22 protein-coding genes and 1 pseudogene are annotated in these 23,817 nt (G+C 64.1%); 7 read left to right on the forward strand and 16 right to left on the reverse strand.

From position 1 onward, the window contains the following. The 11 genes and pseudogenes from AC0L3C_RS24645 to sdhC all read right to left on the reverse strand — a co-directional run. Window positions 1–289 (reverse strand): annotated as a pseudogene (locus AC0L3C_RS24645) (OmpA family protein); the annotation flags it as partial. A gap of 186 nt (window positions 290–475) precedes the next feature. Beyond that, window positions 476–718: a hypothetical protein gene (locus tag AC0L3C_RS24650; RefSeq protein WP_007604217.1), complete on the reverse strand. Its 243-nt coding sequence runs from the start codon at window positions 716–718 to the stop codon at window positions 476–478. Further along, window positions 718–1,215: a pyridoxamine 5'-phosphate oxidase family protein gene (locus AC0L3C_RS24655; protein ID WP_473409174.1), complete on the reverse strand. Its 498-nt coding sequence runs from the start codon at window positions 1,213–1,215 to the stop codon at window positions 718–720. Before AC0L3C_RS24655 ends, AC0L3C_RS24650 begins: the two co-directional genes overlap by 1 nt. Before the next feature lie 72 nt (window positions 1,216–1,287). Next, window positions 1,288–1,674, reverse strand: a complete 387-nt coding sequence (locus tag AC0L3C_RS24660; RefSeq protein WP_473281765.1) for a VOC family protein — start codon at window positions 1,672–1,674, stop codon at window positions 1,288–1,290. A 21-nt stretch (window positions 1,675–1,695) separates the two neighbouring features. Further along, window positions 1,696–2,520 (reverse strand): FkbM family methyltransferase, encoded by an 825-nt coding sequence (locus AC0L3C_RS24665; RefSeq protein WP_473281767.1) that lies wholly within the window; start codon window positions 2,518–2,520, stop codon window positions 1,696–1,698. Between the two features lie 162 nt (window positions 2,521–2,682). Beyond that, a complete protein-coding gene (locus tag AC0L3C_RS24670; protein WP_473409175.1) occupies window positions 2,683–4,638 on the reverse strand; it encodes an ABC transporter ATP-binding protein/permease in 1,956 nt (651 codons plus the stop codon). Window positions 4,639–4,691: 53 nt separating this feature from the next. Beyond that, window positions 4,692–6,863, reverse strand: a complete 2,172-nt coding sequence (locus tag AC0L3C_RS24675) for a hybrid sensor histidine kinase/response regulator (protein WP_473409176.1) — start codon at window positions 6,861–6,863, stop codon at window positions 4,692–4,694. A gap of 188 nt (window positions 6,864–7,051) precedes the next feature. After that, entirely contained in the window at window positions 7,052–7,834 is a 783-nt protein-coding gene (locus AC0L3C_RS24680; protein WP_473264720.1) for a succinate dehydrogenase iron-sulfur subunit, read from the reverse strand. 42 nt (window positions 7,835–7,876) lie between these two features. After that, window positions 7,877–9,727: a succinate dehydrogenase flavoprotein subunit gene (sdhA, locus tag AC0L3C_RS24685; protein WP_473264721.1), complete on the reverse strand. Its 1,851-nt coding sequence runs from the start codon at window positions 9,725–9,727 to the stop codon at window positions 7,877–7,879. Between the two features lie 3 nt (window positions 9,728–9,730). Then, on the reverse strand, window positions 9,731–10,147 hold the full coding sequence (sdhD, locus tag AC0L3C_RS24690) for a succinate dehydrogenase, hydrophobic membrane anchor protein (protein ID WP_473281638.1): 417 nt from the start codon (window positions 10,145–10,147) through the stop codon (window positions 9,731–9,733). After that, complete coding sequence (gene sdhC / locus AC0L3C_RS24695; protein ID WP_473264722.1) at window positions 10,144–10,542, reverse strand: succinate dehydrogenase, cytochrome b556 subunit; 399 nt, start codon at window positions 10,540–10,542, stop codon at window positions 10,144–10,146. Before sdhC ends, sdhD begins: the two co-directional genes overlap by 4 nt. 520 nt (window positions 10,543–11,062) lie before the next feature. On the opposite strand from sdhC, the gene AC0L3C_RS24700 reads away from it, so the two are divergent. Continuing rightward, window positions 11,063–11,923 (forward strand): sulfite exporter TauE/SafE family protein, encoded by an 861-nt coding sequence (locus AC0L3C_RS24700; protein ID WP_473409177.1) that lies wholly within the window; start codon window positions 11,063–11,065, stop codon window positions 11,921–11,923. A gap of 206 nt (window positions 11,924–12,129) precedes the next feature. Here AC0L3C_RS24700 and AC0L3C_RS24705 read toward each other — a convergent pair whose 3' ends face one another. Then, complete coding sequence (locus tag AC0L3C_RS24705; RefSeq protein WP_473409178.1) at window positions 12,130–13,659, reverse strand: malonate--CoA ligase; 1,530 nt, start codon at window positions 13,657–13,659, stop codon at window positions 12,130–12,132. A 99-nt stretch (window positions 13,660–13,758) separates the two neighbouring features. Between AC0L3C_RS24705 and AC0L3C_RS24710 the strand changes: the two genes are divergently transcribed. From AC0L3C_RS24710 to AC0L3C_RS24725, 4 genes are all read left to right on the forward strand, one after another. Beyond that, window positions 13,759–14,520 carry an SDR family oxidoreductase gene (locus tag AC0L3C_RS24710; RefSeq protein WP_473264725.1) on the forward strand — a complete coding sequence of 254 codons (762 nt, stop codon included), beginning with the start codon at window positions 13,759–13,761 and terminating at the stop codon, window positions 14,518–14,520. 360 nt (window positions 14,521–14,880) lie between these two features. Then, complete coding sequence (locus tag AC0L3C_RS24715; protein WP_354064749.1) at window positions 14,881–15,435, forward strand: fasciclin domain-containing protein; 555 nt, start codon at window positions 14,881–14,883, stop codon at window positions 15,433–15,435. A gap of 183 nt (window positions 15,436–15,618) precedes the next feature. Beyond that, complete coding sequence (locus tag AC0L3C_RS24720) at window positions 15,619–16,248, forward strand: cytochrome b/b6 domain-containing protein (protein ID WP_473409179.1); 630 nt, start codon at window positions 15,619–15,621, stop codon at window positions 16,246–16,248. Between the two features lie 15 nt (window positions 16,249–16,263). Next, window positions 16,264–17,046: a molybdopterin-dependent oxidoreductase gene (locus AC0L3C_RS24725; protein WP_473409180.1), complete on the forward strand. Its 783-nt coding sequence runs from the start codon at window positions 16,264–16,266 to the stop codon at window positions 17,044–17,046. Window positions 17,047–17,203: 157 nt separating this feature from the next. Here AC0L3C_RS24725 and AC0L3C_RS24730 read toward each other — a convergent pair whose 3' ends face one another. Beyond that, entirely contained in the window at window positions 17,204–18,388 is a 1,185-nt protein-coding gene (locus AC0L3C_RS24730; RefSeq protein ID WP_473409181.1) for a YbfB/YjiJ family MFS transporter, read from the reverse strand. Window positions 18,389–18,615: 227 nt separating this feature from the next. Between AC0L3C_RS24730 and leuB the strand changes: the two genes are divergently transcribed. Continuing rightward, window positions 18,616–19,728, forward strand: coding sequence for a 3-isopropylmalate dehydrogenase (gene leuB, locus AC0L3C_RS24735; RefSeq protein WP_473409182.1), 1,113 nt, complete (start codon window positions 18,616–18,618; stop codon window positions 19,726–19,728). Between the two features lie 149 nt (window positions 19,729–19,877). Here the strand turns inward: leuB and AC0L3C_RS24740 are convergent, their stop codons facing one another. Then, window positions 19,878–20,264 carry a hypothetical protein gene (locus tag AC0L3C_RS24740; protein ID WP_027514960.1) on the reverse strand — a complete coding sequence of 129 codons (387 nt, stop codon included), beginning with the start codon at window positions 20,262–20,264 and terminating at the stop codon, window positions 19,878–19,880. A 156-nt stretch (window positions 20,265–20,420) separates the two neighbouring features. Further along, complete coding sequence (locus AC0L3C_RS24745; RefSeq protein WP_473409183.1) at window positions 20,421–21,209, reverse strand: hypothetical protein; 789 nt, start codon at window positions 21,207–21,209, stop codon at window positions 20,421–20,423. Window positions 21,210–21,325: 116 nt separating this feature from the next. Here AC0L3C_RS24745 and AC0L3C_RS24750 point away from each other — a divergent pair, with 116 nt between their 5' ends. Further along, window positions 21,326–22,360 carry an aspartate-semialdehyde dehydrogenase gene (locus AC0L3C_RS24750; RefSeq protein ID WP_007598796.1) on the forward strand — a complete coding sequence of 345 codons (1,035 nt, stop codon included), beginning with the start codon at window positions 21,326–21,328 and terminating at the stop codon, window positions 22,358–22,360. A gap of 9 nt (window positions 22,361–22,369) precedes the next feature. Here AC0L3C_RS24750 and AC0L3C_RS24755 read toward each other — a convergent pair whose 3' ends face one another. Next, window positions 22,370–23,545, reverse strand: a complete 1,176-nt coding sequence (locus AC0L3C_RS24755; protein ID WP_473409184.1) for a zinc ribbon domain-containing protein — start codon at window positions 23,543–23,545, stop codon at window positions 22,370–22,372. Window positions 23,546–23,817: the final 272 nt, after the last annotated feature.

The raw sequence follows: 23,817 nt of genomic DNA on the forward strand, positions 1-23,817 counted from the left end.
GGGGCGGCGCAGCCGGGCGCGGCGGTGCGGCAGCCGGCGGAGGCGGCGCGGGCGGATGGGGCGGTGCAGCTGCGGGCGGCGGTGCGGCCGGGCGCGCGGGCGCCGCAGGCGGCGCGGCCGCTGGCGGTCCCTTCGGCGGCTGCTTCGGTTTTCCGTCAGGGCCGGTCTCTTGTGGCTGCGCCTGTGCCACGACGAGCGGCGCCGCGCCTTGCGCATGCGATGCGGAGCTTGCGAATTGCATCGCGGTCAGAGCCGTGGTGGCAAGCAGCACGAAACGAAGATTAGTCATGATGGTGAACTTCCCCGGAAGGTTCTTTGACGAAGTATTGGGATGAACAGCTACGCGTTAGGCCGGATTGTGGCGGACGCAGCGGACGCGGCCCGATTTATTTCTGCACGCAAATCACCTCACTATGGTGACGTTCATTGCGCATTCAGACGCAGGTTGCAATTGCCTTGGATGTGATGCGTTGCCTCATGCGCGATCCCGCGGCGGACTTGCGTCCGTCGCGGGATTCGGCGTGAGCGGTCCGTTCGGTCCGCGTGATGGAATCTCTTCGGGCATGCGGCCCGGCAATTCGTCGGGCGGCGCTGGCGAGCCGGGCTCGCGCACCGGCGGCGCGATTTCAGGCTGCGGATTGCCCGGCGGAATCCCCGGTGGCGGCTCGGTGGGCGTGCCCGGTGTCGAAGGTGGAATCTCGGGCGGCTCGATCGGCATTACATCGAGACCTTGCGGTTGTCGCCGAGATCGGGCCGCGTGTTCGTCACCGCCGCGGCCGCCATCTTCACATAGGAGATTACGGTGCCGGGCGAGTCCCAGAACTCGGCATCGTCAGGCGTGATCTTGAGCACGCGGATGTTGGGATCTTCCGCAGAATCCCACCACGCCTTGGCCGGTGTCGAGAACAGCTCCTTGATCTTCGCACGGTCATTGGAAACGACAGCGGTGCCGGTCAGCGACACGTATTTCTGGCTGACCGCATCCGCGAACGACAGGTTGATCGACGGATTGCGCGCGATCTCCTCGTCCTTGTGACGCCGCGCGTCGGTGAGGAAATATATCGTGTCCGCGTTGCGATCGAGATAGGCGCTCATCGGTCGCGCGCGGAGCTTGTCGCCATCGCGCGTCACCAGCATCGCGAATCCGATCGTCTTCATCAGATCCCACACGCGATCCAAATCGCGATCGATATCGCGGGCATTGTCGTTGGCCATGTCGTGCTCCTTCTTGCAAGGGACGACAACGGCGCGCGCGGAACGAGGTTCCGGCCGAAGAATGGAACTTGTCTATTCCGGTGCGTGGCAAACCGCCTCGATGTTGTGTCCGTCAGGGTCGAGCACGAAGGCGCCGTAATAGGTCGGATGATAATGCGCCCGGATGCCCGGCGGCCCGTTGTCGCGCCCGCCCGCCGCAATCGCCGCGTCGTAGAACGCATCCACCGTGGCGCGGTCCTTCGCCAGAATCGCGACATGTACCGGCTTGTTCAGCGCGCCCTCGCCGCCGATCCAGAAATCCGGCTTGCCGTCGGCGCCGAAGCCGGCGGCCGGATCGTGTCCGGTCTGCTCTTGGGTGACCTCCATGATCAGGCTGTAGCCGAGCGGCGCCAATGCCTTGGCGTAGAACGCCTTGGCGCGCTCATAGTCGGAGACCGGGAAGCCCATATGGTCGATCATCGTAACCTCCGTCGTTCATGGTCAGCGCGACAGAAACGTATTGCTCCGTGTCTTGCGCGCAACCACAAAGCCGCGCGCGACCATGTCAGCGATACAATCTTGCCGCCATTCCTTTTGTGACAGATGCTCGATCACCACCGCGCGCGGCCAGAGCGATTGCGGCGCGTCGCGGAAGAATCCGATCAGCACGCGATCCTCGAAGCCCTCGACGTCGATCTTCAACGCGTCCACCTTGGTGACGCCGGCTTCGTCGAGAATGCGCGTCAACCGCAGCGAGGGAACCTTGATGGCCTCCGCGCTGGCGGTGCCGGTGACGACATGCGTGGCGCCGAGATTGCCGCCCCCGCTCTCGATCATCAGTTCGCCGTCGCTGTCGCCGGCAGCCGCCTGCACCAGGCGCACTTGCGTCGCTTTCGACGCGGCCTGGTTGAACGAGAGCCGTCCAAAGGTCATTGGATGCGGCTCGATCGCGACCACTTTGCCTGATGGGCCGACCTGTCGCGCCATCACCAGCGCAAAGGTGCCGACATTGGCGCCGACGTCCACGAATACGCCACCCGCCGGGGTGTGCTGGCGCAGGAAGTCGAGCTCGTCGAGATTGTAATCGGGATTGAACAGCGCACCGCGCTCGGTCGCGCTGCCCTGGTGATAGAAGCGAAACGACGCGCCCTGGTACTCCACGTCGACGGGACCGCCGCGCAGCAGGTTCACCAATCGCGACAGCCACGGCCGGAACGCGCCGCGCTTCAGCCCCGACTGTGCCGCGAGGCGAATGATCGCGGCCTGCGCCGGGTTCGGCGCAAACGCGCCAAATGGCGCGGACGAAGGGGCATTGTCGTTCGGCAAGTCAAAGTCCTCGTTGCAAGCGGCGCATGCATAGCCGGATTCGCCGGGGACTCCAATCGTTCATGAGAGGCCGGTAGCCCGAATGGAGCGTAGCGTAATCCGGGGGTCTTGCCGCGCGGACAGACTTTCCCGGATTGCGCTGCGCTCCATCCGGGCTACAGGTCAGGCCGCCTTTTTCGGAGCCTTGCGCTGGCGCAGGAAGCGGCCGAGCAGCTTGCGCTTGCCCTTGCGCGGGATCAGGTCGATGTCGCTGACGAGTTTTGCGCCGCCCTTGCGGCGCTCCAGCACGATCTTGCGGCTGTGGAATGCCTCCAGCTCGACACGGTGCGCGACGCTGACGATGGTCGCTTTCGGCAGCTCGTCGGTGACCATCTTCATCATCTTGTCCTGGCTCTTCTCGTCGAGCGCCGAGGTCGCCTCGTCGAGCACGACGATATCAGGGTTGTGCAGCAACAGCCGCGCGAAGGCGAGGCGCTGCTTCTCGCCGCCGGACAAGGTCTGGTCCCACGGTGCTTCTTCCTCGATCTTCTCCTTGAGATGGTCGAGGCCGACCTTGTGCAGGGCCTCGCCGATCTCCTCGACGGTCCAGTCGTCTTCCGCGCCGGGATAGGCAACCGCGCGGCGCAAGGAGCCCGAGGGAACGTAGGGTCGCTGCGGCAGCATGAACAGCCGCCGGTCGGGATGGAAATTGACGCTGCCGCCACCCCATGGCCAGAGCCCGGCGATGGCGCGCACCAGCGTGCTCTTGCCGGTGCCGGATTCGCCGGCCACCAGCAGCCGCTCGCCACGCTCGATCACCACCTCGGTCTCGCCGACCACGGCGGTGCCGTCATCGAGTGTGACGGAGAGATCCTTCAGCTCCAGCATGGCGTCGTTGCTGGTCTCGCCGCGCTTGATGCGGCCGATTCCGTCGCCCTGCTCGGCGCGCTCGAGGCCGTCGAGCGACATCATCAGCGAGGCGATGCGGCGCGCGCAGGCATTCCAGTCGGCGAGCCGCGGATAATTGTCGACCAGCCAGCCGAACGCGCTCTGCACGATGGTGAAGGCGGAAGCCGCCTGCATCACCTGCCCCAGCGTCATGCTGCCGTCGAGGAATTTTGGCGCGCAGAGCAGCAGCGGAACGACCGGCGCAACGAGACTCGATCCCTGCGACACCAGCGTGGTGCGCATGTGCTGACCCGCGAGCCGCGCCCATTGCCGCAGCACGTTGGTGAAATTGCGGTCGATGCCGTCGCGCTCTTCCTCCTCGCCGCCGAGCAGCGCGATGCTCTCGCCGTTCTCGCGCACGCGAGTCAGCGTGTAGCGGAAATCGGCCTCGGCCTGGTTCTTGTCCTCGGAGACCTGCACGAATTGACGGCCGATCACCAGGATCGAGCCCGATGCGATTCCCGCATAAAGCATCGCGGCGATCACCAGAAAGCCGGGGATGGTCACCGACGATCCCGCAAGCGTGACGGTGAGCGCGCCGCCGATGGTCCAGAGCACGACGATGAAGGTCGCGGCCGACAGCAGCGCGGACGTCACGCCGGCGAGGAAATCCACCGGCGAATCGGTCGCGACGCGCAGATCCTCCGCGATCCGGTATTCCGGATTCTTGTGGTCGCCGCTGACGAGATTGAGCTGGTAGTAGCGGCCGTTGCCAAGCCAGCGCGTCAGCACGCTGGCCGTCAGCCACGCCCGCCAGCGCCGCTGGATGCCCATGCGCGCGAACACCTGCGCCACGCCGAGCACGATGCTGCCGATCGCGAGCGGGAAGAACACCGCGGTGAGATGGAAAACGGTGGACGCCTCGCGCTTCTCGATCGCGTCGAAGATCGCCCGATTCCAGACATTGATGCCGTATTGGAAGCCTACGATCAGGACGATCAGCACGCCGAGGCCGATGGAGTAGAGCCACGCCAGCCGGTCGCCGTTGCGGCCCCAGAAGCCGCGCGCGCTGATCCAGAAGCGGGTGAGGAGATAGTCCTTGCGGGCCTGCTCGGCCTCTTCGGGCGATAGCTCCGGGTCGGGTTCGACCAGCTCGGGCGGCGGCGGATCCACTTCCTCCCCGGTCTCGCCGACGATTTCGACAATGGGCGGCTTCTTGCCCGCTTCACGCTTTCTGGCCGGCTTTTGCATGGCCGGATAACGCAAGAGAAATCAAAAGGTTCCCGCCGGTTCCCAGCGTCAGCTCATTCGGCGGCGCCGTCGCGCACCCGGCGCCGTGCGATCCGGTGCAGCACGCGCGACAGCTGATCGATCGCATAGGGCTTCTGCACGAACTCGAAATCGATCTTGCCATCCTGGGACAGCGCCTCGCTGTAGCCGGTGGTCAGCACGACCGGCACGCCGATGCCGCGGTCGCGGACCGCCTGCGCGAGATCGAGCCCGGTCATGCCGGGCATCACGATGTCGGAGAAAACGACATCGAAGCGATCGGAATCCAGGACCAGCTCGGCGAGCGCATCGGTTGCGTTGTCGACCAGCGTGATGCTGTAGCCGAGCTCGGTGAGGCCGTCGGCCGCGAAATTGGCGAGCTCGATATTGTCCTCGACCAGCAGCACCGACATGCCGCTGCCGGCCATGGCCGGGGCCGTGTTCGGTGCCTGCCGCTGCGGCAGCAAATGCGGCGCCACGCGCGGCAGATAGAGCGAGAAGGTGCTGCCGTGGCCGACCTCGCTGGTGACTGTCACCTCGCCGCCGGACTGGCGGGCGAAGCCGAACACTTGGGACAGCCCGAGACCGGTGCCGTGGCCGACCTGCTTGGTGGTGAAGAACGGCTCGAAGATGCGCTCGAGCCGCGTAGCCGGAATGCCGATGCCGGTGTCGCTGACGGCAATGCCGACGAAGCCGTGTTTGCCAGCAAGATCATGGCTGCCTGAAAGATCAGGGTTGCCCGACACCGGAGCCCGCATGTCCGCAATGGTCGCCGCGGCCTCGACCTTGAAAACGATCCTGCCCTTGCCGTGCATGGCATCGCGCGCATTGGTCGCCATGTTGATCAACGCCGTCTCGAACTGGCTCGCATCGGCATTGATGAGGCAGGGTTCGGCTGGCAGCCGCATCGCGATGTCGATCGCGGGCCCGAGCAGTGTCGCGAGCATGTCGTGCAGCGACTGCAGCCGCGCGCCGACGTCGAACACTTCCGGCTTCAAGGTCTGGCGCCGTGCAAAGGCGAGCAGCTGCGAGGTCAGCTTGGCCGCGCGCCCGACCGCGTCCGCGATGGCGGTGATGTAGCGCTGGCGCCGCTCCTCGCTCAGCTGCGGCCGGTTCAGCAGGTCGACCGAGGCGCGAATCACGGTCAGGAGGTTGTTGAAGTCGTGCGCGACGCCGCCGGTGAGCTGGCCGAGCGCCTCCAGGCGCTGGCTGTGCTTGAGCGCCTCCTCGGCTTCGCGCCGCGCGGCGGCCTCGGCCTGGAGATGCTGGGTGCGCCGGAACGCGAACGCCAGCAACAGAAACAGCAGCGCGGTGGCGGGAATGCCGAACACCAGATGCTGGCCCATGGTGGCGAACCAGCGCGCGCGGATTGCCGAGGTCTCCAACCCCGCGCTGACATAGATCGGGTATTCGGCGATGCGTCGGTAGCCGATGCGCCGCTCGAGCCCGTCCGATGGCCAGGCGATGGTGATGAGGCCATGCTCGGGGTGAGCTGCGATGCTGCGGCCGACCGGCCCGTTGGGATCGAGCCTGAGGTCGCGATCCAGCCGCGGAAGATGCGCCAGCACCACGCCGTCGGTGCGTGCCATCGCGAGGAAGCTGCCGGGATCGGAGCCGATCCGGGCATAAAAGCTCTCGAAATATTCCGGCAGAACAGAGGCCTGGATCACGCCGATGAAGCTGCCGTCGTCGGAGCCGCGGCGGCGGCTGACCCCGAAGAAGCGCGCGCCCTGATAAGGCTGGCGCGGCGTCAGGGGAACACCGATGTAGCTGCCGATGCTCTGGTCGACATGGGCGGCAAAGTAGTCGCGATCCGCAAAGCTCTGCGCCGGCGGCGGCGAGGCGAGGCTGTTGACCAGCGACTTTCCGTCCGCGTCGAAGATCCATGCCGATTTGAGCTGCGGTAGCGAATCGGTCAGCTGCTTCAGGCGGCGGTGCAGGGCCGGTTCGCGCGAGCGAATGATGCCGTCGGGCATGCCGCGCACCACCTCGTTGATCTCGGCAAGGCTGCGGTCGATGGTCTCGAACACCTTGAGCGCATGCTCATGCGCGACATCGAGGGTGCGCTCGATCTCGCGGTCGGCGATGTCTTTGGTCGAGGTGTAGGAGATCGAGGCGGCGATCGCGAACAGCGCAATCGGCAGCGCCAGGGACGCAGCCATCATCCACTGCAGCAATCTCAGCGAATTGCGTTGTGCGCCCTGCACGGTCGCTCCGGTCCCACACCGGAGAGCTTACTTGAATTTCGCGCCGGGAAGGAAGCGGCTCGTGACGGGAACCAGAGGTTGCAACCCGCGGGCGTGCGCGCGCAGGGGCGGAGCAAAATCTACCCGAACACGCGCCCGCCGTAGAATGCCCCGGCCATTCCGGCCGGGGATCGCAGCATGAATGACGCCTAGATCTGGCGCTCGACCATCTTGAGCTTGAGCTCGGCGATGGCCTCCGCCGGGTTGAGGCCCTTCGGGCAGGCCTTGGCGCAGTTCATGATGGTGTGGCAGCGATAGAGGCGGAACGGGTCCTCGAGATTGTCGAGCCGCTCGCCGGTTGCCTCATCCCGTGAATCCGATACCCAGCGGTTGGCCTGGAGCAGCGCGGCGGGACCGAGATAGCGCTCGCTGTTCCACCAATAGCTCGGGCACGAGGTCGAGCAGCACGCGCAGAGGATGCACTCGTAGAGGCCGTCGAGCTTCTCGCGGTCCTCGTGGCTCTGCTTCCATTCCTTCTGCGGCGTCGGCGAGGTCGTCTTCAGCCACGGCTCGACCGAAGCGTACTGTGCGTAGAAATTGGTGAGATCGGGGATGAGGTCCTTCACGACAGGCTGGTGCGGCAGCGGATTGATCTTCACCGCGCCGTCCTTCACGTCGTGCATCGAGCGGGTGCAGGCCAGCGTGTTCTGGCCGTCGATGTTCATCGCGCAGGAGCCGCAGACGCCTTCGCGGCAGGAGCGGCGGAAGGTCAGCGACGGGTCGATGTTGTTCTTGATCCAGATCAGGCCGTCCAGCACCATCGGCCCGCAATCATGGGTATCGACGTAATAGGTGTCGACGCTCGGAGTCTTGCCGTCGTCCGGATTCCAGCGATAGACGCGGAACTCGCGAGTTTCAGTCGCGCCCGCGGGCTTCGGCCAGGTCTTGCCGCCGCTGATCTTTGAGTTCTTCGGAAGTGCGAATTCAACCATTTCGATAAAGCTTTCGCTGTTCGCTCAGTACACGCGCGCCGGTTAGTAAACGCGAGCTTTGGGCGGAATGTACTGGACGTCGTTGGTCATGGTGTAGTCGTGAACCGGGCGGTACTCGATCTTGACCTTGCCGGAATCTTCCAGCCAGGCCAGCGTGTGCTTCATCCAGTTCTTGTCGTCGCGCTCGGAGAAGTCCTCGCGGGCATGAGCGCCGCGGCTCTCGGTGCGGTTGGCGGCCGAGTTCATCGTCACCACCGCCTGCGCGATCAGATTGTCGAATTCGAGCGTCTCGATCAGGTCGGAATTCCACACCAGCGAACGGTCGGACACGGCGATGTCGGTGATGCCGCTGTGGACCTTCTCGATCAAATTCTGGCCTTCGCTCAGGATGTCGCCGGTCCGGAACACCGCGCAATTGTTCTGCATCACGTGCTGCATGCCTTCGCGCAGCTTCGCGGTCGGGGTGCCGCCGGACGCGTAGCGGTAGTGGTCGAGCCGGCCGAGCGCCAGGTCGGACGAGTTCGCCGGCAATTCCGGCTGGCTGGCGTTCGGGGTGAGCTTCTCGGCCAGGCGCAGCGCCGCGGCGCGGCCGAACACCACGAGGTCGATCAGCGAGTTGGAACCGAGGCGGTTGGCGCCGTGCACGGAGACGCAAGCGGCTTCGCCGATCGCCATCAGGCCGGGGATGATGGCGTTGTCGTCGCCGTCCTTCTTGGTCAGGACTTCGCCGTGATAGTTCGTCGGGATACCGCCCATGTTGTAGTGCACGGTCGGCACGATCGGGATCGGCTCGCGCGTCACGTCGACATTGGCGAAGATCTTTGCGGATTCCGAGATGCCCGGCAGGCGTTCGGCCAGAACCGCGGGATCGAGATGGTCGAGATGAAGGAAGATGTGGTCCTTCTTCTTGCCGACGCCGCGGCCTTCGCGAATCTCGATGGTCATCGCGCGCGAGACGACGTCACGCGAGGCCAGATCCTTGGCGGAAGGCGCATAGCGCTCCATGAAGCGCTCGCCCTCGGAATTGACGAGATAGCCGCCTTCGCCGCGCGCACCTTCGGTGACGAGACAGCCGGAGCCGTAGATGCCGGTCGGGTGGAACTGCACGAACTCCATATCCTGCATCGGCAGGCCGGCGCGCAGCACCATGCCGCCGCCATCGCCGGTGCAGGTGTGCGCCGAGGTGCAGGACGCATAGGCGCGGCCATAGCCGCCGGTCGCCAGAATCACGGACTGGGCGCGGAAGCGGTGCAGCGTGCCGTCGTCGAGCTTGAGCGCGATGACGCCGCGGCAGGTGCCCTGGTCGTCCATGATCAGATCGATGGCAAAGAACTCGATGAAGAACTCGGCCGCGTGGCGCAGCGACTGGCCGTACATCGTGTGCAGCATGGCGTGGCCGGTGCGGTCGGCGGCGGCGCAGGTGCGCTGCGCCTGGCCCTTGCCGTAGTCCATCGTCATGCCGCCGAACGGACGCTGGTAGATCTTGCCGTCTTCGGTGCGCGAGAACGGCACGCCCCAGTGCTCGAGCTCGTAGACCGCCTCGGGCGCGTTGCGCACCATGTATTCGATCGCGTCCTGGTCGCCCAGCCAGTCCGACCCCTTCACGGTGTCGTACATGTGCCAGCGCCAGTCGTCCTTGTGCATGTTGCCGAGGGACGCCGAGATGCCGCCCTGCGCCGCGACGGTGTGCGAGCGGGTCGGAAACACCTTTGTGATGCAGGCGGTGCGAAGACCGGCTTCGCTGCAGCCGACCACGGCGCGCAAGCCCGCGCCGCCGGCGCCGACCACGACGACGTCGTAGGTGTGGTCTTCGATCGGATAGGCCTTGCCGTTGGTGGCGGGAGCGCCGTTGGCCTTGCCATTGGTATCTGTGGCCGATGTTCCGGTTGGCATGGCTTAGACTCCGGAGGAAAGTTTCAGGATCGCGTAGGTCGAGGCGAGCGGCACGGCGAACGAGAAGAAGTTGTTGAGCATGATCGAGATGAGCTTCAGCTTCTCGTTATGGATGTAGTCCTCGATCACGACCTGCATGCCGATCTTCATGTGCCAGGCGCTGGCGAAGATGAAGAGCAGCAGGATCACCGCGACCGGCAGCGAGCCGAGAATCTGTGCGGCACCGGCCTGGTTGCGGCCGAGCAGCATCATCACGATCACGATCACGGGAATCATCAGCAGCGTCATGGCGACGCCGGTGATGCGCTGGCGCCAGAAATCGGAGGTGCCCGAATGCGCCGCGCCGAGATTGCGCACGCGGCCGAGCGGGGTGCGCATGGAGGAGCCCTTCGGAGAGCCGTGGGATTCGTCGAAACTCATCGTCCCCCTCCGATCGCGTAGGCGATGATCCAGACCAGGACCGTGAGCACGATGCCACCGATCAACGCGCCCCAGGTCAACGCTTCGCGCTCATTGGCCTTGAAGCCGTAGCCGAGGTCCCAGACGAAATGCCGGATACCGCTGAGCATGTGGTGCATCAGCGCCCAGGTGAAGCCGAACACGATCAGCCGGCCGATGATGCTGCCGGTGAAGGCCTGGACGTGGCTATAGGCGGCGGGACCCGAGGCCGCCGCAATCAGCCACCAGGCCAGCAGCAGCGTTCCGGCGTAGAGGGCAATTCCGGTGGCGCGATGGACGATGGAGAGCGCCATCGTCAGGGTCCAGCGGTAGGTCTGTATGTGCGGTGAAAGCGGTCGTTCGATCCGTGCGGTCATGGGCTTCAATTGCTTTATTGCGGCCCAGCATGGGGCGCGCGGGGATCGCGAAAGGTCGGCTCTATTTACGGAGTCGATTTCACCTGCGCAATCACCAAATCGCCATAAATCGAACTTGGGTTCAGCTCTAGGCCCTTGATGTAACAAGGCCAATCGGGCGCTTGGTATACCACAGCAATGGTGCACCGAGGAAAGACAGAACTTCAATTCATCACTTGCCGGGAGAGCTGGGGCGCATTGAAATTATTATTGGAACGGCTCTAAGCCGGGGCAGACCAGCGAGGGTTGGAACCAGTCAGTTCATGACGTTCGAACCGGCAGCGATGGTCGGCAAGCAACCTCCAATTTCCGCCAAATGCACCGATTTTTCGCGAGACGGGCGGATATGCGCAGCCCGCATCCCACCCCAGACCGGCGATGCGGCGGTCGACCCGCCAAATCAGATCGCCTAGAGCATTGCGGGCAGCTGTCCGAGCGATGCATCGGAGAAGTTGTGAGCCATCGCCGGGGCAGGTCAGGGGTGATTGCAGGACTTGATATCAAGGAGATCGCCGAGCTCGCGCTGCTGCTGATCGCAACGGGCGCGCTCTCCGGATTCCTGGCCGGCGTGTTCGGCATCGGCGGCGGCGCGATTCTGGTGCCGGTATTCTACGAGTGCTTCCGCATCGCGGGTGTGCCGCTGGAGGTGCGGATGCCGCTCTGCATCGGTACCTCGCTTGCCGTCATTATTCCGACCTCGATCCGTTCGTTCCAGGCGCACTACAGGCGCGGCGCCGTCGATCTTGCGATCCTTCGGGTCTGGTGGCTGCCGATCCTGATCGGCGTCATCGCCGGCAGCGTGGTCGCGCGCTACGCACCGGAGCGGCTGTTCAAGATCGTGTTCGTCGCCGTCGCCTGGTCGGCCGCGGTACGGCTGATCTTCGCGCGCGAGAGCTGGAAGCTCGGCGATGATCTGCCGAAGGGGCCGCTGATGCGAATCTACGGCTTCTGCGTCGGCATTTTGTCGACCTTGATGGGCATCGGTGGTGGATTGTTTTCGAATCTGCTGATGACGTTCTACGGCCGTCCGATCCATCAGGCCGTGGCGACATCGTCGGCCCTCGCGGTGCTGATCTCGATCCCCGGCGCGCTCGGCTACATCTATGCCGGCTGGCCTGCGGCCGCGCACTATCCCGGCGTTGCAGCCCTGCAAGTCCCGTTCGCGCTCGGCTACGTCTCGCTGATCGGCGCCGTGCTGGTGATGCCGATGAGCCTTGTGACGGCGCCGCTTGGCGTCAGAGCCGCGCATGCGATGTCCAAGCGGAGGCTGGAAGTCGCGTTCGGGTGTTATCTGTTTATCGTCGGCAGCCGGTTTGTGCTGAGTTTGCTGGGCGGGCTCTGACGGAGCTTATCGCGCACTGTCTCTTCATAGTCGTCCTGGACAAGCTCGCGGAGCGAGCGCCGATCCAGGACCCATTGCCCCAGCCAGAAGTGTGACTCGAGACTGACAACCACGAGTCTTCGCCAAACCACCCCTCGGGGTAAGGGGTCCTGGCTTTCGCCAGGACGACAGCGAAATTGGCGCTGTCATACTGTTACAGCACGCCCCTATTTCTTCGCGTAAAGATCCTTGTACGTATCGCGCAGCACGTTCTTCTGCACCTTGCCCATGGTGTTGCGCGGCAGCTCGTCGACGACGAACACCCGCTTGGGCATCTTGAACTTTGCCAAGCGCCCGTCGAGCGCCTTCAGCACCGCGGCCTCTGTCACATCGGCGCCCTTGTTGCAGACCAGCACCGCCGTAACGCCCTCGCCGAAATCGGCGTGGGGCACGCCGATCACGGCGGATTCGATCACGCCTGGCATGGCGTCGATCTCGCTCTCGATTTCTTTCGGGTAGACGTTGAAGCCGCCGGATATGACGAGATCCTTGCCGCGACCGAGAATGTGGACGTAACCCTTGGCGTCGATCTTGCCGAGGTCGCCGGTGATGAAGAAACCGTCGTCGCGGAATTCCGCCTTCGTCTTCTCCGGCATGCGCCAATAGCCCTTGAACACGTTCGGGCCCTTGACCTCGATCATGCCGATCTCGTCGCGCGGCAGCTCCTTGCCGGTCTCGGGATCGGTGACGCGAACGGAGACGCCGGGGAGCGGAAAGCCGACTGCGCCGGGCACGCGCTCCCCGTCATAGGGATTCGAGGTGTTCATGTTGGTCTCGGTCATGCCGTAGCGCTCGAGCACCGCATGCCCCGTGCGGGCCGACCATTCGCGGTGGGTCTCCGCCAGCAGCGGCGCCGAGCCCGAGATGAACAGCCGCATTTGCTTTGTGGTTTCGCGCGACAGTGCAGCGTTCTGGAGCAGACGGGTATAGAACGTCGGCACCCCCATCAGCACCGTGGCACGCGCCATCAGCTTGATGATCAGATCCGGATCGAGCTTCGGCAGGAAGATCATCGACGCCCGCGCGAACAGCGTCACGTTGGTCGCCACGAACAGGCCGTGGGTGTGGTAGATCGGCAGCGCGTGGATCAGCACGTCCTTGTCGGTGAAGCGCCAGAAGCCGACCAGCGAGAGCGAGTTCGACGCCAGATTGTCGTGGGTCAACATCGCGCCCTTGGAGCGGCCGGTGGTGCCCGACGTGTAGAGGATCGCGACGAGATCGTCGCTTGCGCGCGGGACCGTAGTGAATTCGCTGCTCGCCTTGTCAGCGGCGTCCGTCAGCGAGCCCTTGCCGTCAGCCCCGAGCGTCTCGACTTTCGCTTTCACCTTGGCGGCGATGAGGGCAAGCCCTTCCGCCTTGGCGGGATCGCAGACCACCAGCGAGGGCTCCGCGTCGCCGATGAAGTAATCGAGCTCGTTCAGCGTATAGGCGGTGTTGAGCGGCAGGTAGACCGCGCCGGCCCGCACGGTGGCCAAATACAGCACGATGTTGGCCACGGATTTCTCGACCTGAACCGCAACGCGGTCGCCGGGCTTCACGCCGCGCGCGACCAGTACATTGGCCATCTGTCCGGCCCGGGCGATCAGATCACCATAGCTGATGCGCCCTCCGTCATGCGTCTCGATCGCGAGGCGCTTCGGATCGTCGATGCCGTCGAACAGGCGGGAAAACAAATTGGCGTTGGCAGCTTGGTTCATGCAAGATTTCCTCGACCGCAAGGCTTGACCACAATGCCGGTCAAAACCGAGGGCTGGATTAGCAAAAACCGCCCCGATGAAGCAACGGAGACAGTTTGCATGACCAAAAACGGGAAACGCGTGGCCTGGGTGACAGGCGGCGGCAGCGGGATCGGGGAGGCCGGCGCCGAGGCGCTGGCGGCTGACGGCTGGACGGTGGTGGTCTCGGGCCGGCGCAAGGACGCCCTGGATACCGTGGTTGCGAAGATCACTGGGGCGGGCGGGGCCGCCGAGGCCATTGCGCTGGACGTGTCCGTCTCCGCCGCGGCCCAGAAGGCGGCCGATCAGATCGTCGCGAAGCACGGCCGGATCGACCTGCTGGTGAACAATGCCGGCATCAATGTCCCCAAGCGCAGCTGGAAGGACATGGAACTGGAGGGCTGGGATAAGCTGGTCCAGGTCAATCTCAACGGCGTGCTCTACTGCATGCGCGCGGTGTTGCCGACGATGCGCAAGCAACAGGACGGCTCCATCATCAACGTCTCGTCCTGGGCCGGCCGCCACGTCTCGAAAATGCCGGGCCCGGCCTACACCACGACCAAGCATGCGGTGCTGGCGCTGACCCATTCCTTCAACATGGACGAATGCGTCAATGGCCTGCGCGCCTGCTGCCTGATGCCGGGCGAGGTGGCGACCCCGATCCTGAAGCTGCGCCCGGTGGTGCCGAGCGAAGAGGAGCAGGCCAGGATGCTGCAATCGGAAGATCTCGGCCGCACCATCGCCTTCATCGCAAGCATGCCGGCGCGAGTGTGCATCAACGAGCTCTTGATCAGCCCGACGCATAATCGCGGGTTCATTCAGACGCCGCACAACAGGGATTGAGGTGTAGCGCGAGTCTCATCGCCATCGTCGTCCTGGACAAGCGCAGCGCAGATCCAGGACCCATTCCCCAGGCAGTCGTTTGGCGAAGACTCGGAGTAGCCAGCGTCGCACCGCAACTCCTCCCTGAGGTAATGGGTCCTGGCTTTCGCCAGGACGACGACGGGGAGTGCGCCCCCACGAACACACCCGCACTTAGTTTCACCCATCACAAAGAAGTTTTGTTCGAAACCGCTTCGCAAACCCTCCCGTAATTCGAGCCAACGACGGCGCTGCTGCTTCACGTTCACAGGTCGCAGCCACCGTTGTTGCCCAACTCGAACGCCGGCAATCGCCGGTCACAATCCAATCGGGAGACCCTCCATGTCGAAGCGTATTGCCTATCTCACCGCTGCGGCCTTCAGCGCGCTGGCCATCACCGCGACCGTCGTCGCGCCCGCCCGCGCCGAGGAAAAGACCGTCATGGTCGGCGGCGCCGCGATGTTCCCGTCCAAGAACATCGTCCAGAATGCCGTCAACTCGAAGGACCACACCACGCTGGTGGCGGCGGTGAAGGCGGCCGGCCTGGTGCCGACGCTGGAAGGCAAGGGCCCGTTCACGGTGTTCGCGCCGACCAACGCCGCCTTCGGCAAGCTGCCGGCCGGCACCGTCGACACCCTGGTCAAGCCCGAGAACAAGGCGACGCTGACCAAGATCCTCACCTATCATGTCGTGCCCGGCAAGCTCGAGGCGTCCGACCTCACCGACGGCAAGAAGATGAAGACCGCCGAAGGCGAGGAGCTGACGGTGAAGAAGATGGACGGCAAGGTCTGGATCGTCGATGCCAAGGGCGGCACCTCGATGGTGACGATCTCCAACGTCAACCAGTCGAACGGTGTGATCCATGTGGTCGACACCGTGCTGATGCCGGCGACGTAAATACCGCGCGGTCCGGCTTCACCCCCGAACCGGATGCGACGAAATGGCGAGCCGGGGGTCCCCGGCTCGCTTTATTGTGACCATGATAGCCCGCAGGTATCGATTCGATGCCGGGCAGGGCGTAACGAAAGCGGAAGCATCGGCGTATAATTGCTGTCAGACGATGTTCAGGACGGAACCGCCATGTCGAGCCTCACAGTCATCGACGAGCAGGTCAGCGCCACCCCGGCCAAAGTGATCCAGCCGGCCTGGGTCCGGGTCATGCACTGGATCAACGCCCTCGCCATGATCCTGATGATCCTGTCGGGTTGGCAGATCTACAACGCCTCGCCGCTGTTCGGTTTCAGCTTTCCGCGCGACTACACGCTCGGCGGCTGGCTCGGTGGCGGCCTGCTCTGGCACTTTGCGGCGATGTGGCTGTTGATGATCAACGGCCTTGCCTATCTCGTCACCGGTTTTGCCACCGGCCGCTTCCGCAAGAAACTGCTGCCGATCACCCCGTCCGGCGTGCTCCACGATGTCAGGGCTGCCCTGACGTTTAAGCTGGGGCATGCAGATCTCACCGTCTACAATTACGTCCAGCGCGTGCTCTATGCCGGCATCATCCTGGTCGGCGTGATCATCGTGCTGTCGGGGCTGGGAATGTGGAAGCCAGTGCAGCTGCACTGGCTCGTGAGCCTGTTCGGCGACTATCCGACCGCGCGCTACATCCATTTCTTCTGCATGGCCGCGATCTGCGCGTTCCTCGTCATTCACGTTTTACTCGCGCTGCTGGTGCCGAAGAGCCTGCGCGCGATGATCATCGGCCGTTAGGGCGGAGCAAGAACCATGGCCAAGCGCTCATTCCTGATTCCCGGCGTCGACAAGCGGCTGCTGATCAAGGACTCCATCAAGACGATGCCCGAGGTCAGCCGCCGCCGCTTCATCGCGGGCGGCGCCAGCCTCGGCGCCCTGACGCTGCTCACCGGCTGCGACGTGATCGACTCGTCCTCTGCCGAGGAGATGCTGAAGTCGGTTTCGAAATTCAACGATGCCGTGCAGGATTTCATCTTCAATCCCGATGCGCTGGCGCCGACGTTTCCGGAGAGCGCGATCACAAAACCGTTTCCGTTCAACGCCTATTACGATCTCGACGACGCACCTGATGTCGACGGTGCGGACTGGAAGCTCGAAGTCCGCGGTCGCGTCGACAACAAGAAGTCGTGGACGCTTCCGGAATTGTACAAGCTGCCGCAGGTCACGCAGATCACCCGTCACATCTGCGTCGAGGGCTGGAGTGCGATCGGCAGCTGGACCGGCACGCCGATGCGCGACTTCCTCAAGCTGATCGGCGCCGACACGCGTGCGAAGTACGTCTGGTTCCAGTGCGCCGACAAGGACGGCTACAATTCCCCGCTCGACATGCGCACCGCGCTGCATCCGCAGACCCAGATGACGTTCAAATACGCCGGCGAAATCCTGCCACGCGCCTACGGCTTCCCAATGAAGATCCGCGTGCCGACAAAACTCGGCTTCAAGAACCCGAAATACGTGGTGTCGATGGAAGTCACCAACGACTACAAGGGCGGCTATTGGGAAGACCAGGGATATAATTCGTTCAGCGGGAGCTAGCTCCGCGGACCTGGCCTTACCGTCGTCCTGGACAAGCGAAGCGCAGATCCAGGACCCATTACCCCAGGGTTCAGTTTGACGAAGACCAGCAACCACGAATCTTCGCCAAACTCCTCTGTGCGGTAATGGGTCCTGGCTTTCGCCAGGACGACACCGGTCAAGGCCCCACTTTGCGCTGGCACAGCGCCGCAACCGCGCCCAGCGCCAGCAGCGCTGCCGACACATTCAGCGCGTAACTCAAGCTCCCCAGTGCGTCCGTGATCGCGCCGACCACGATCGGCCCCAGTGTCTGGCCGACGCCGAACGAGATCGTCATCGCCGCGATCGCGGTCGGCCACACCTCGGGCGGATAGTTGAAGCGGACGAAGGCGGTGGTCGAGCCGACCACGGCGAAGAAGGCGACACCGAACACGATCGCGGAGACCGCGAGCCATGCCGGCGAATGCCCGAGCATTGGCAGGGCGGCGCCGAGCGCGTTGGTGCCGAGGATGATGGCGGTGGCCAGCCCGCCGCGATCGAGCGCGAGCACGCGGCGCCAGGCCCACGGCGTGACGAAGGCGCTCAAGCCGATCAGGCTCCAGAACGCGGCCTGCGCCGCGGCCCCGCCGCCGCCGTCGCGCACATAGGCGATCATGAAGGTCATATAGGCGATGTAGCCGGCGCCGAACAGGAAGTAGCCTGCGAGATAGATCAGCACGGGAAAAATCGCGAAGGCGCCGTGGCTGCCTTGCGAGAAACGCACGCCGCTCTCGATGCGGACCAGGAACAGCGGCACGGTCATGACGACGGACAGCAGGGTCATCGCCCACCACACGATCCACCACGAGCCCGGCCCGAAATATTGCAGCGTGAACGGGGCGATCAGCCCGGAGGAGAGAATGCCGATGCCGGGCCCGGCGTAGAACAGGCTGAGCAGGAAATTGGCCCGCTCCGGGCGTGACTGCGCGATGGATGCGGCCAGCGCACCGCCGGCGACGAAGCCAGCCGCGGCGCCCACGCCCAGCACGAGACGGGCCAGGCTCAGCGCGACGAAATTCCCGGTCAGCGCGCAAGTCGCGAGCGCGGCGACGCAGGCCAGGGTTCCGCCGCGGATCGCGGCCGACCAGCCGACCCGTTCGATCAACCGGGATGCCACCAGGGCGCCGACGAGATAGCCGACGGCGTTGATGGTGTTCATGAAACCGGCCGCCGAGTAGGACCAGCCGAGGTCTTCCCGCATGTCGGGCAGCACCAGCGAATAGGCGAAGCGGCCGATCCCGAGCCCGACCGTCGCCGCGAGCGACAGGGTCAGGATCAACCGCGCGGGATGGGCATCGGGTGGAGGGCGGTCAGGTGCGTGCAAGGGGTACTCCGGCATGCGCAGTGTGGCAGGCCCTGCCCGCCTTGCACAGCCGCGAGGCGGCAATGGTGTCTTGCCAAGCACGCAACGCCGCTCTAGCACTCCGGCCGAAATTCACGAGATGCCGTCATGCCCGGCCTTGTGCCGGGCATCCACGTTCTTCTGCACCCGAGGCAAGACGTGGATGGCCGGGTCAAGCCCGGCCATGACGAAACGGAGGAATAACGACCATGGCGACCCACAAACTGCTGCTGCTTCCCGGCGACGGTATCGGCCCCGAGGTGATGGGCGAGGTGAAGCGGCTGATCGACTGGCTCAATTCGGCCGGGATCGCCAAGTTCGAGACCGACACCGGCCTCGTCGGCGGTTCGGCCTATGACGCGCACAAGGTGTCGATCTCGGAAGGCGACATTGCCAAGGCCAAGGATGCCGACGCGATCATCTTCGGCGCGGTCGGCGGCCCGAAATGGGACGCGGTGCCCTACGAGGTGCGCCCCGAAGCCGGCCTGCTGCGCCTGCGCAAGGATCTCGGTCTGTTCGCCAACCTGCGTCCCGCCGTGTGCTACCCGGCGCTCGCGGAGGCCTCGAGCCTGAAGCGCGAGGCGGTCGAGGGCCTCGACATCATGATCGTGCGCGAGCTCACGGGTGGCGTCTATTTCGGCGAGCCCAAGACCATCACCGATCTCGGCAACGGCCAGAAGCGCGCCATCGATACCCAGGTCTACGACACCTATGAGATCGAGCGCATCGGCCGCGTCGCCTTCGAGCTTGCCAAGAAGCGCAAGAACAAGGTGACGTCGATGGAGAAGCGCAACGTCATGAAGTCGGGCGTGCTCTGGAACGAGGTCATGACCCAGGTCCACAAGCGCGAATACCCCGACGTCACGCTCGAGCACCAGCTCGCCGATTCCGGCGGCATGATGCTGGTGAAGTGGCCGAAGCAGTTCGACGTCATCGTCACCGACAATCTGTTCGGCGATATGCTGTCCGACATCGCTGCGATGCTGACGGGATCGCTCGGCATGCTGCCCTCGGCATCACTCGGCGAGGTCGACGTCAAGAGCAAGAAGCGCAAGGCGTTGTACGAGCCCGTGCACGGCTCGGCGCCCGATATCGCAGGCCAGGGCCTCGCCAATCCGATCGCGATGATCTCGTCCTTCGGCATGGCGCTGCGTTACTCCTTCGACATGGGCGCGCTCGCCGACAAGGTCGACGGCGCGATCGCCGCGGTGCTGGCCAGCGGCCTGCGCACCGCCGACATCAAGTCGGAAGGCACCACGCCCGCATCGACCACGCAGATGGGCGAAGCGATCTTGAAGGAATTGCAGAAGCTGCACGCCTAGAGTCGTAGCCCGGATGGAGCGAAGCGAAATCCGGGGTTCTTGCCACGCGTCGAAAATCCCGGATTGCGCTTCGCTCCATCCGGGCTACATCACAAACAAAAATGGCCGGGCGCGAGCCCGGCCATTTTGATTCGGTCGATTTGTCCGCCTCAGTACAGCGGGAAATTCTGCGGATAGCCGCCAACATCCTGCGGCGTGCTCAGCGGCTGGCGATCGATCGGGCGGTTGAGATTTTCGCGCGCGAAGGTCGGATAGCCCACCGCCGGCGGGAAGGCGTAGTCCGAGAACTTGCGGTCGCCGGGATTGACCTCGGTGCCGCCGTCGAGCCAGGAGCGCTTGCTCACATAGATGCGGGTGCGGCCCTGCTGATAGCTCGAATTGGGGCCGCTCGGGCCGTAATAGTGACGGCCGCTGTCATAGCGCTGCTTCTTGGTGTCGGCCGAGGCGGGTGTCGCGAAGGCTGAGGACATGGCAATCACGGCGCCGGCCGCAAGCCACATCGCCAGTTTGTTCGCGGCAGAGAAATTCGAGCTCATCACGTCCCCTTCAGGCGGCAAGCCGCCAATCAATTTCGCCCTCATACTAACCCGGCCGGGGCGGCTGCAACTAGGTCTATTGGGTCACACCAGCGCTGAATAATCGTGCGCGTCGGCAAAAGTTGCATGGATACAGCCACTTGAGCTTGATGCCGGTCAGAGCGCGCCGCGCAATTGCGCATTGGCCGCGCCGAGCAGCCAGTCCGACGCGCTTGGGAGCGCGCAGGGGCGGCGCTTCAGCTCCGCATGGGCGAACAATTCGGCCAGCTTCGGCTCGTTGCCCGAGGTCAGCAGCGTCAGCCGGTTCAGCGTGCAGGCGATCGCCGCGCGCCGGGCGGGCAGGCTGTCGCCCTGGCAGGAGAAGCCGGAGATCTGGAGTGCCGGCTCCTCGCTGCGCTTGAGGTAGCCGAGGCAGGCCCGCGCGCCCTCCGCGGTGCCGGTCGGCCGGAACAGGGCGACGGGGCCGAATTTCGTGTCGATCAGGCCGGCCTGCTCCAAGGGGGTCGCGGTGCCCAGTCCCATCCGAACGGCCAGATCCATTGCTGCCGGACGCGCCACGTCGAATTCGCCGCCTTCCCGGTAGATCTCGACCTCGGCTATGGTCCTGTCCGCGTCGCCCGCCCAGCGCATCACGTCCCTGCGGCCGCCTTCGGGGTGCCTGAGGATGGTGTAAGAGGTTGTTTTGTCTGACGAATCGAGCTGGCTGAGGGCGAAGGCCGGAGGCGAGCGGTCGGCCACGCTCCAACCCGGCTTCAGCACCGGCTCATCGTCGCGCAAGTTTGGCAGCTGGCCGAGTGCCGCAAGGCCGAGGATGGCAAACAGCACCAAAACCCCCACATAGGCGAACAGGCGCGCCAGCGTGCCGACGACCTCGTCGCCGAATGCTGCAAGCGCCAGATGGATCTGGGTGGGGTTTGCGGCCGTGCTGGCCTCGGGCGACTGCATCCACGTCCCTAAGGCATGGTCCAACGTTGTCTTGAGGCCGGTTCTCGCATAGAAGCGCTGCTCTTCCTGTTTAAGCCTCAGCTTCAGGAAAGAGCTTTTTCGTCGGAGAGTGAACGATGGGTTACAAAGTCGCAGTCGTCGGCGCGACCGGCAATGTCGGACGGGAAATGCTCAACATTTTGGATGAGCGCAAATTCCCCGCGGACGAGGTGGTGGCCCTGGCCTCACGCCGCAGCATGGGCGTCGAGGTCTCCTACGGCGACCGCACGCTGAAGGTCAAAGCGCTCGAGCATTACGACTTCTCCGACGTCGACATCTGCCTGATGTCGGCGGGCGGCGAGGTGTCGAAGGAATGGTCGCCGAAGATCGGCGCCGCCGGCACCGTCGTGATCGACAATTCCTCGGCCTGGCGCATGGATCCGGACGTGCCGTTGATCGTGCCGGAAGTGAATGCGGACGCGACCGCGGGCTTCAAGAAGAAGAACATCATCGCCAATCCGAACTGCTCGACCGCGCAGCTCGTGGTCGCGCTCAAGCCGCTGCACGACAAGGCGACGATCAAGCGCGTCGTGGTCTCGACCTACCAATCGGTGTCGGGCGCCGGCAAGGATGCGATGGACGAACTGTTTTCGCAGACCAAGGCCGTCTACACCAACCAGGAGCTGGTCAATAACAAGTTTCCCGCGCGCATCGCCTTCAACGTCATCCCCCAGATCGATGTCTTCATGGAGGACGGCTACACCAAGGAAGAGTGGAAGATGATGGCGGAGACCAAGAAGATTCTTGATCCCAAGATCAAGCTCTCCGCGACCTGCGTGCGCGTGCCTGTCTTCGTCGGCCATTCCGAGGCCGTCAACATCGAGTTCGAGAATCCGATCAGCGCGGACGAAGCGCGCGACATCCTGCGCAAGGCGCCGGGCTGTCTCGTCATCGACAAGCATGAGCCCGGCGGCTACGCCACGCCGTATGAAGCGGCCGGCGAGGACGCCACCTATATCAGCCGTATCCGCGAGGACGCGACGGTGGAGAACGGTCTCGTGCTGTGGTGCGTATCGGACAATCTACGCAAGGGCGCCGCGCTCAACGCGATCCAGATCGCCGAAGTCCTGATCAATCGCAAGCTGATCAGCGCGAAGAAGAAGGCGGCGTAGAGGCTCAATTCACAGTGGAAGTCCGCGCCGGGTAAAAACCGCGCGGATTTCGTCCTGGTGCGCCGGATCAAGCTCGATGAGCTTGCGGACGAAACTGGCGCCGCCGCCCGTCTTCACGTCGTCGGGCTGGATCTTGAACCAGGCGTCGAAGAGAAGCTTGTCGGCTTTGGCTTGCTGTAGCAGGCTGCGCAGCTCCCAGAAGGCGCTCCCCCATATCTCGGTGCCGTCGAGTGTCGCGGAGCCCAGGGTGAGCTGCATCTCGCTGAAGCGCCTCCTCTTCGTTAAATCCCAATCGGCGGCTGTCGGGCTGGGATTCGGATTGTTGGCGAAGCTGCACGGAAAGTACCAGGCGAGACCGGATTCGATGGCGAGATAGACGGCGAGCGGGCCGTCGACGACGTCGGGCAGCCGACTCGGATACAGGGCGTGATGCATGTATTCCCTGTTCACGACCGCCGGTTCCATCGCGTATTTGCTGTCGATGACCATCATGCGCTTGGCTCCGTCGTAATAGGCGATCATTCCAAGATCCATCCGCTCGCGGATGTCGATGTTGAGTGATGCGCCGGAAGCCCGGTAGCCGAGCGCTTTCAGGTAGTCCTGGAATTTCTTGAAGGCCTCTTCCAGCCGCGCCTTGGCGGCGGCCGATATCTTCGATGTCGGCGTGAAGCCGAGTTTCTCTCCGATGACGTCGACCTTTGTGGAGAGGGTCTTGATCTGTTCGCGCAAGGCATCGAAATCCGCGAAATCGTCGCGCAATTTCTTGTAGTCCCCCGCTAGCACATCACCATCGGCCTTCAGCTTTTCGGCCGTTGCTCGACCGTCTTTCAGCTTGTCCGCAACTTCTTGCTTGACGTTCTCCACTTGCTTGGAGAAGTCGCTGTATTGCTTGATCCCCAGGGCGCCCAAGATCAGGACGAGCAATCCAATTGGTATGCCGACAAAGAAACCGAACAGTTTGGCCCAATCGGTCAAACGGCTTGCAATGGCTTCGGCTGTCTCGACTTCGACGACCTTTTGATCCTTGTAGCGTTTGTCGAAGACCTCCTGGATCCGCTCCTGAACCGTGGACTCGACCAGCTCCTTCAACGCATCGGGGTAAGCATGAAGCGATTTGCCGCATTCATTGCAGAACCTGGCGCCGTCGGAGTTCGGCGTCCTGCAGGAGGCGCATTCGACGGCCATCGCCATCCTCCTCGCATGCCATGAAACAACCTGAAGAAACGATCTTTGGTAAGCTCAACCGGGAAAGAATGCAGCAACCGGTCTGGATTGTCACCAGCCGTTCGCCGGAGCGGCGAATTCAGGGGCGCCGGCCGCAGGTGGTCATGGAGCTGCGCCCACTTGTCGCGTTACGCCGCCCAAAAGTCCTTGCACACTGAAGTTGTTGAAATATCATACATCTACCAAAAATAGGGCATGCGAAGTGCTTGGTGCCGAGCAAAGGTGCGCGAGCC

The sequence above is a fragment of the Bradyrhizobium sp. WSM4872 genome (assembly GCF_055811715.1).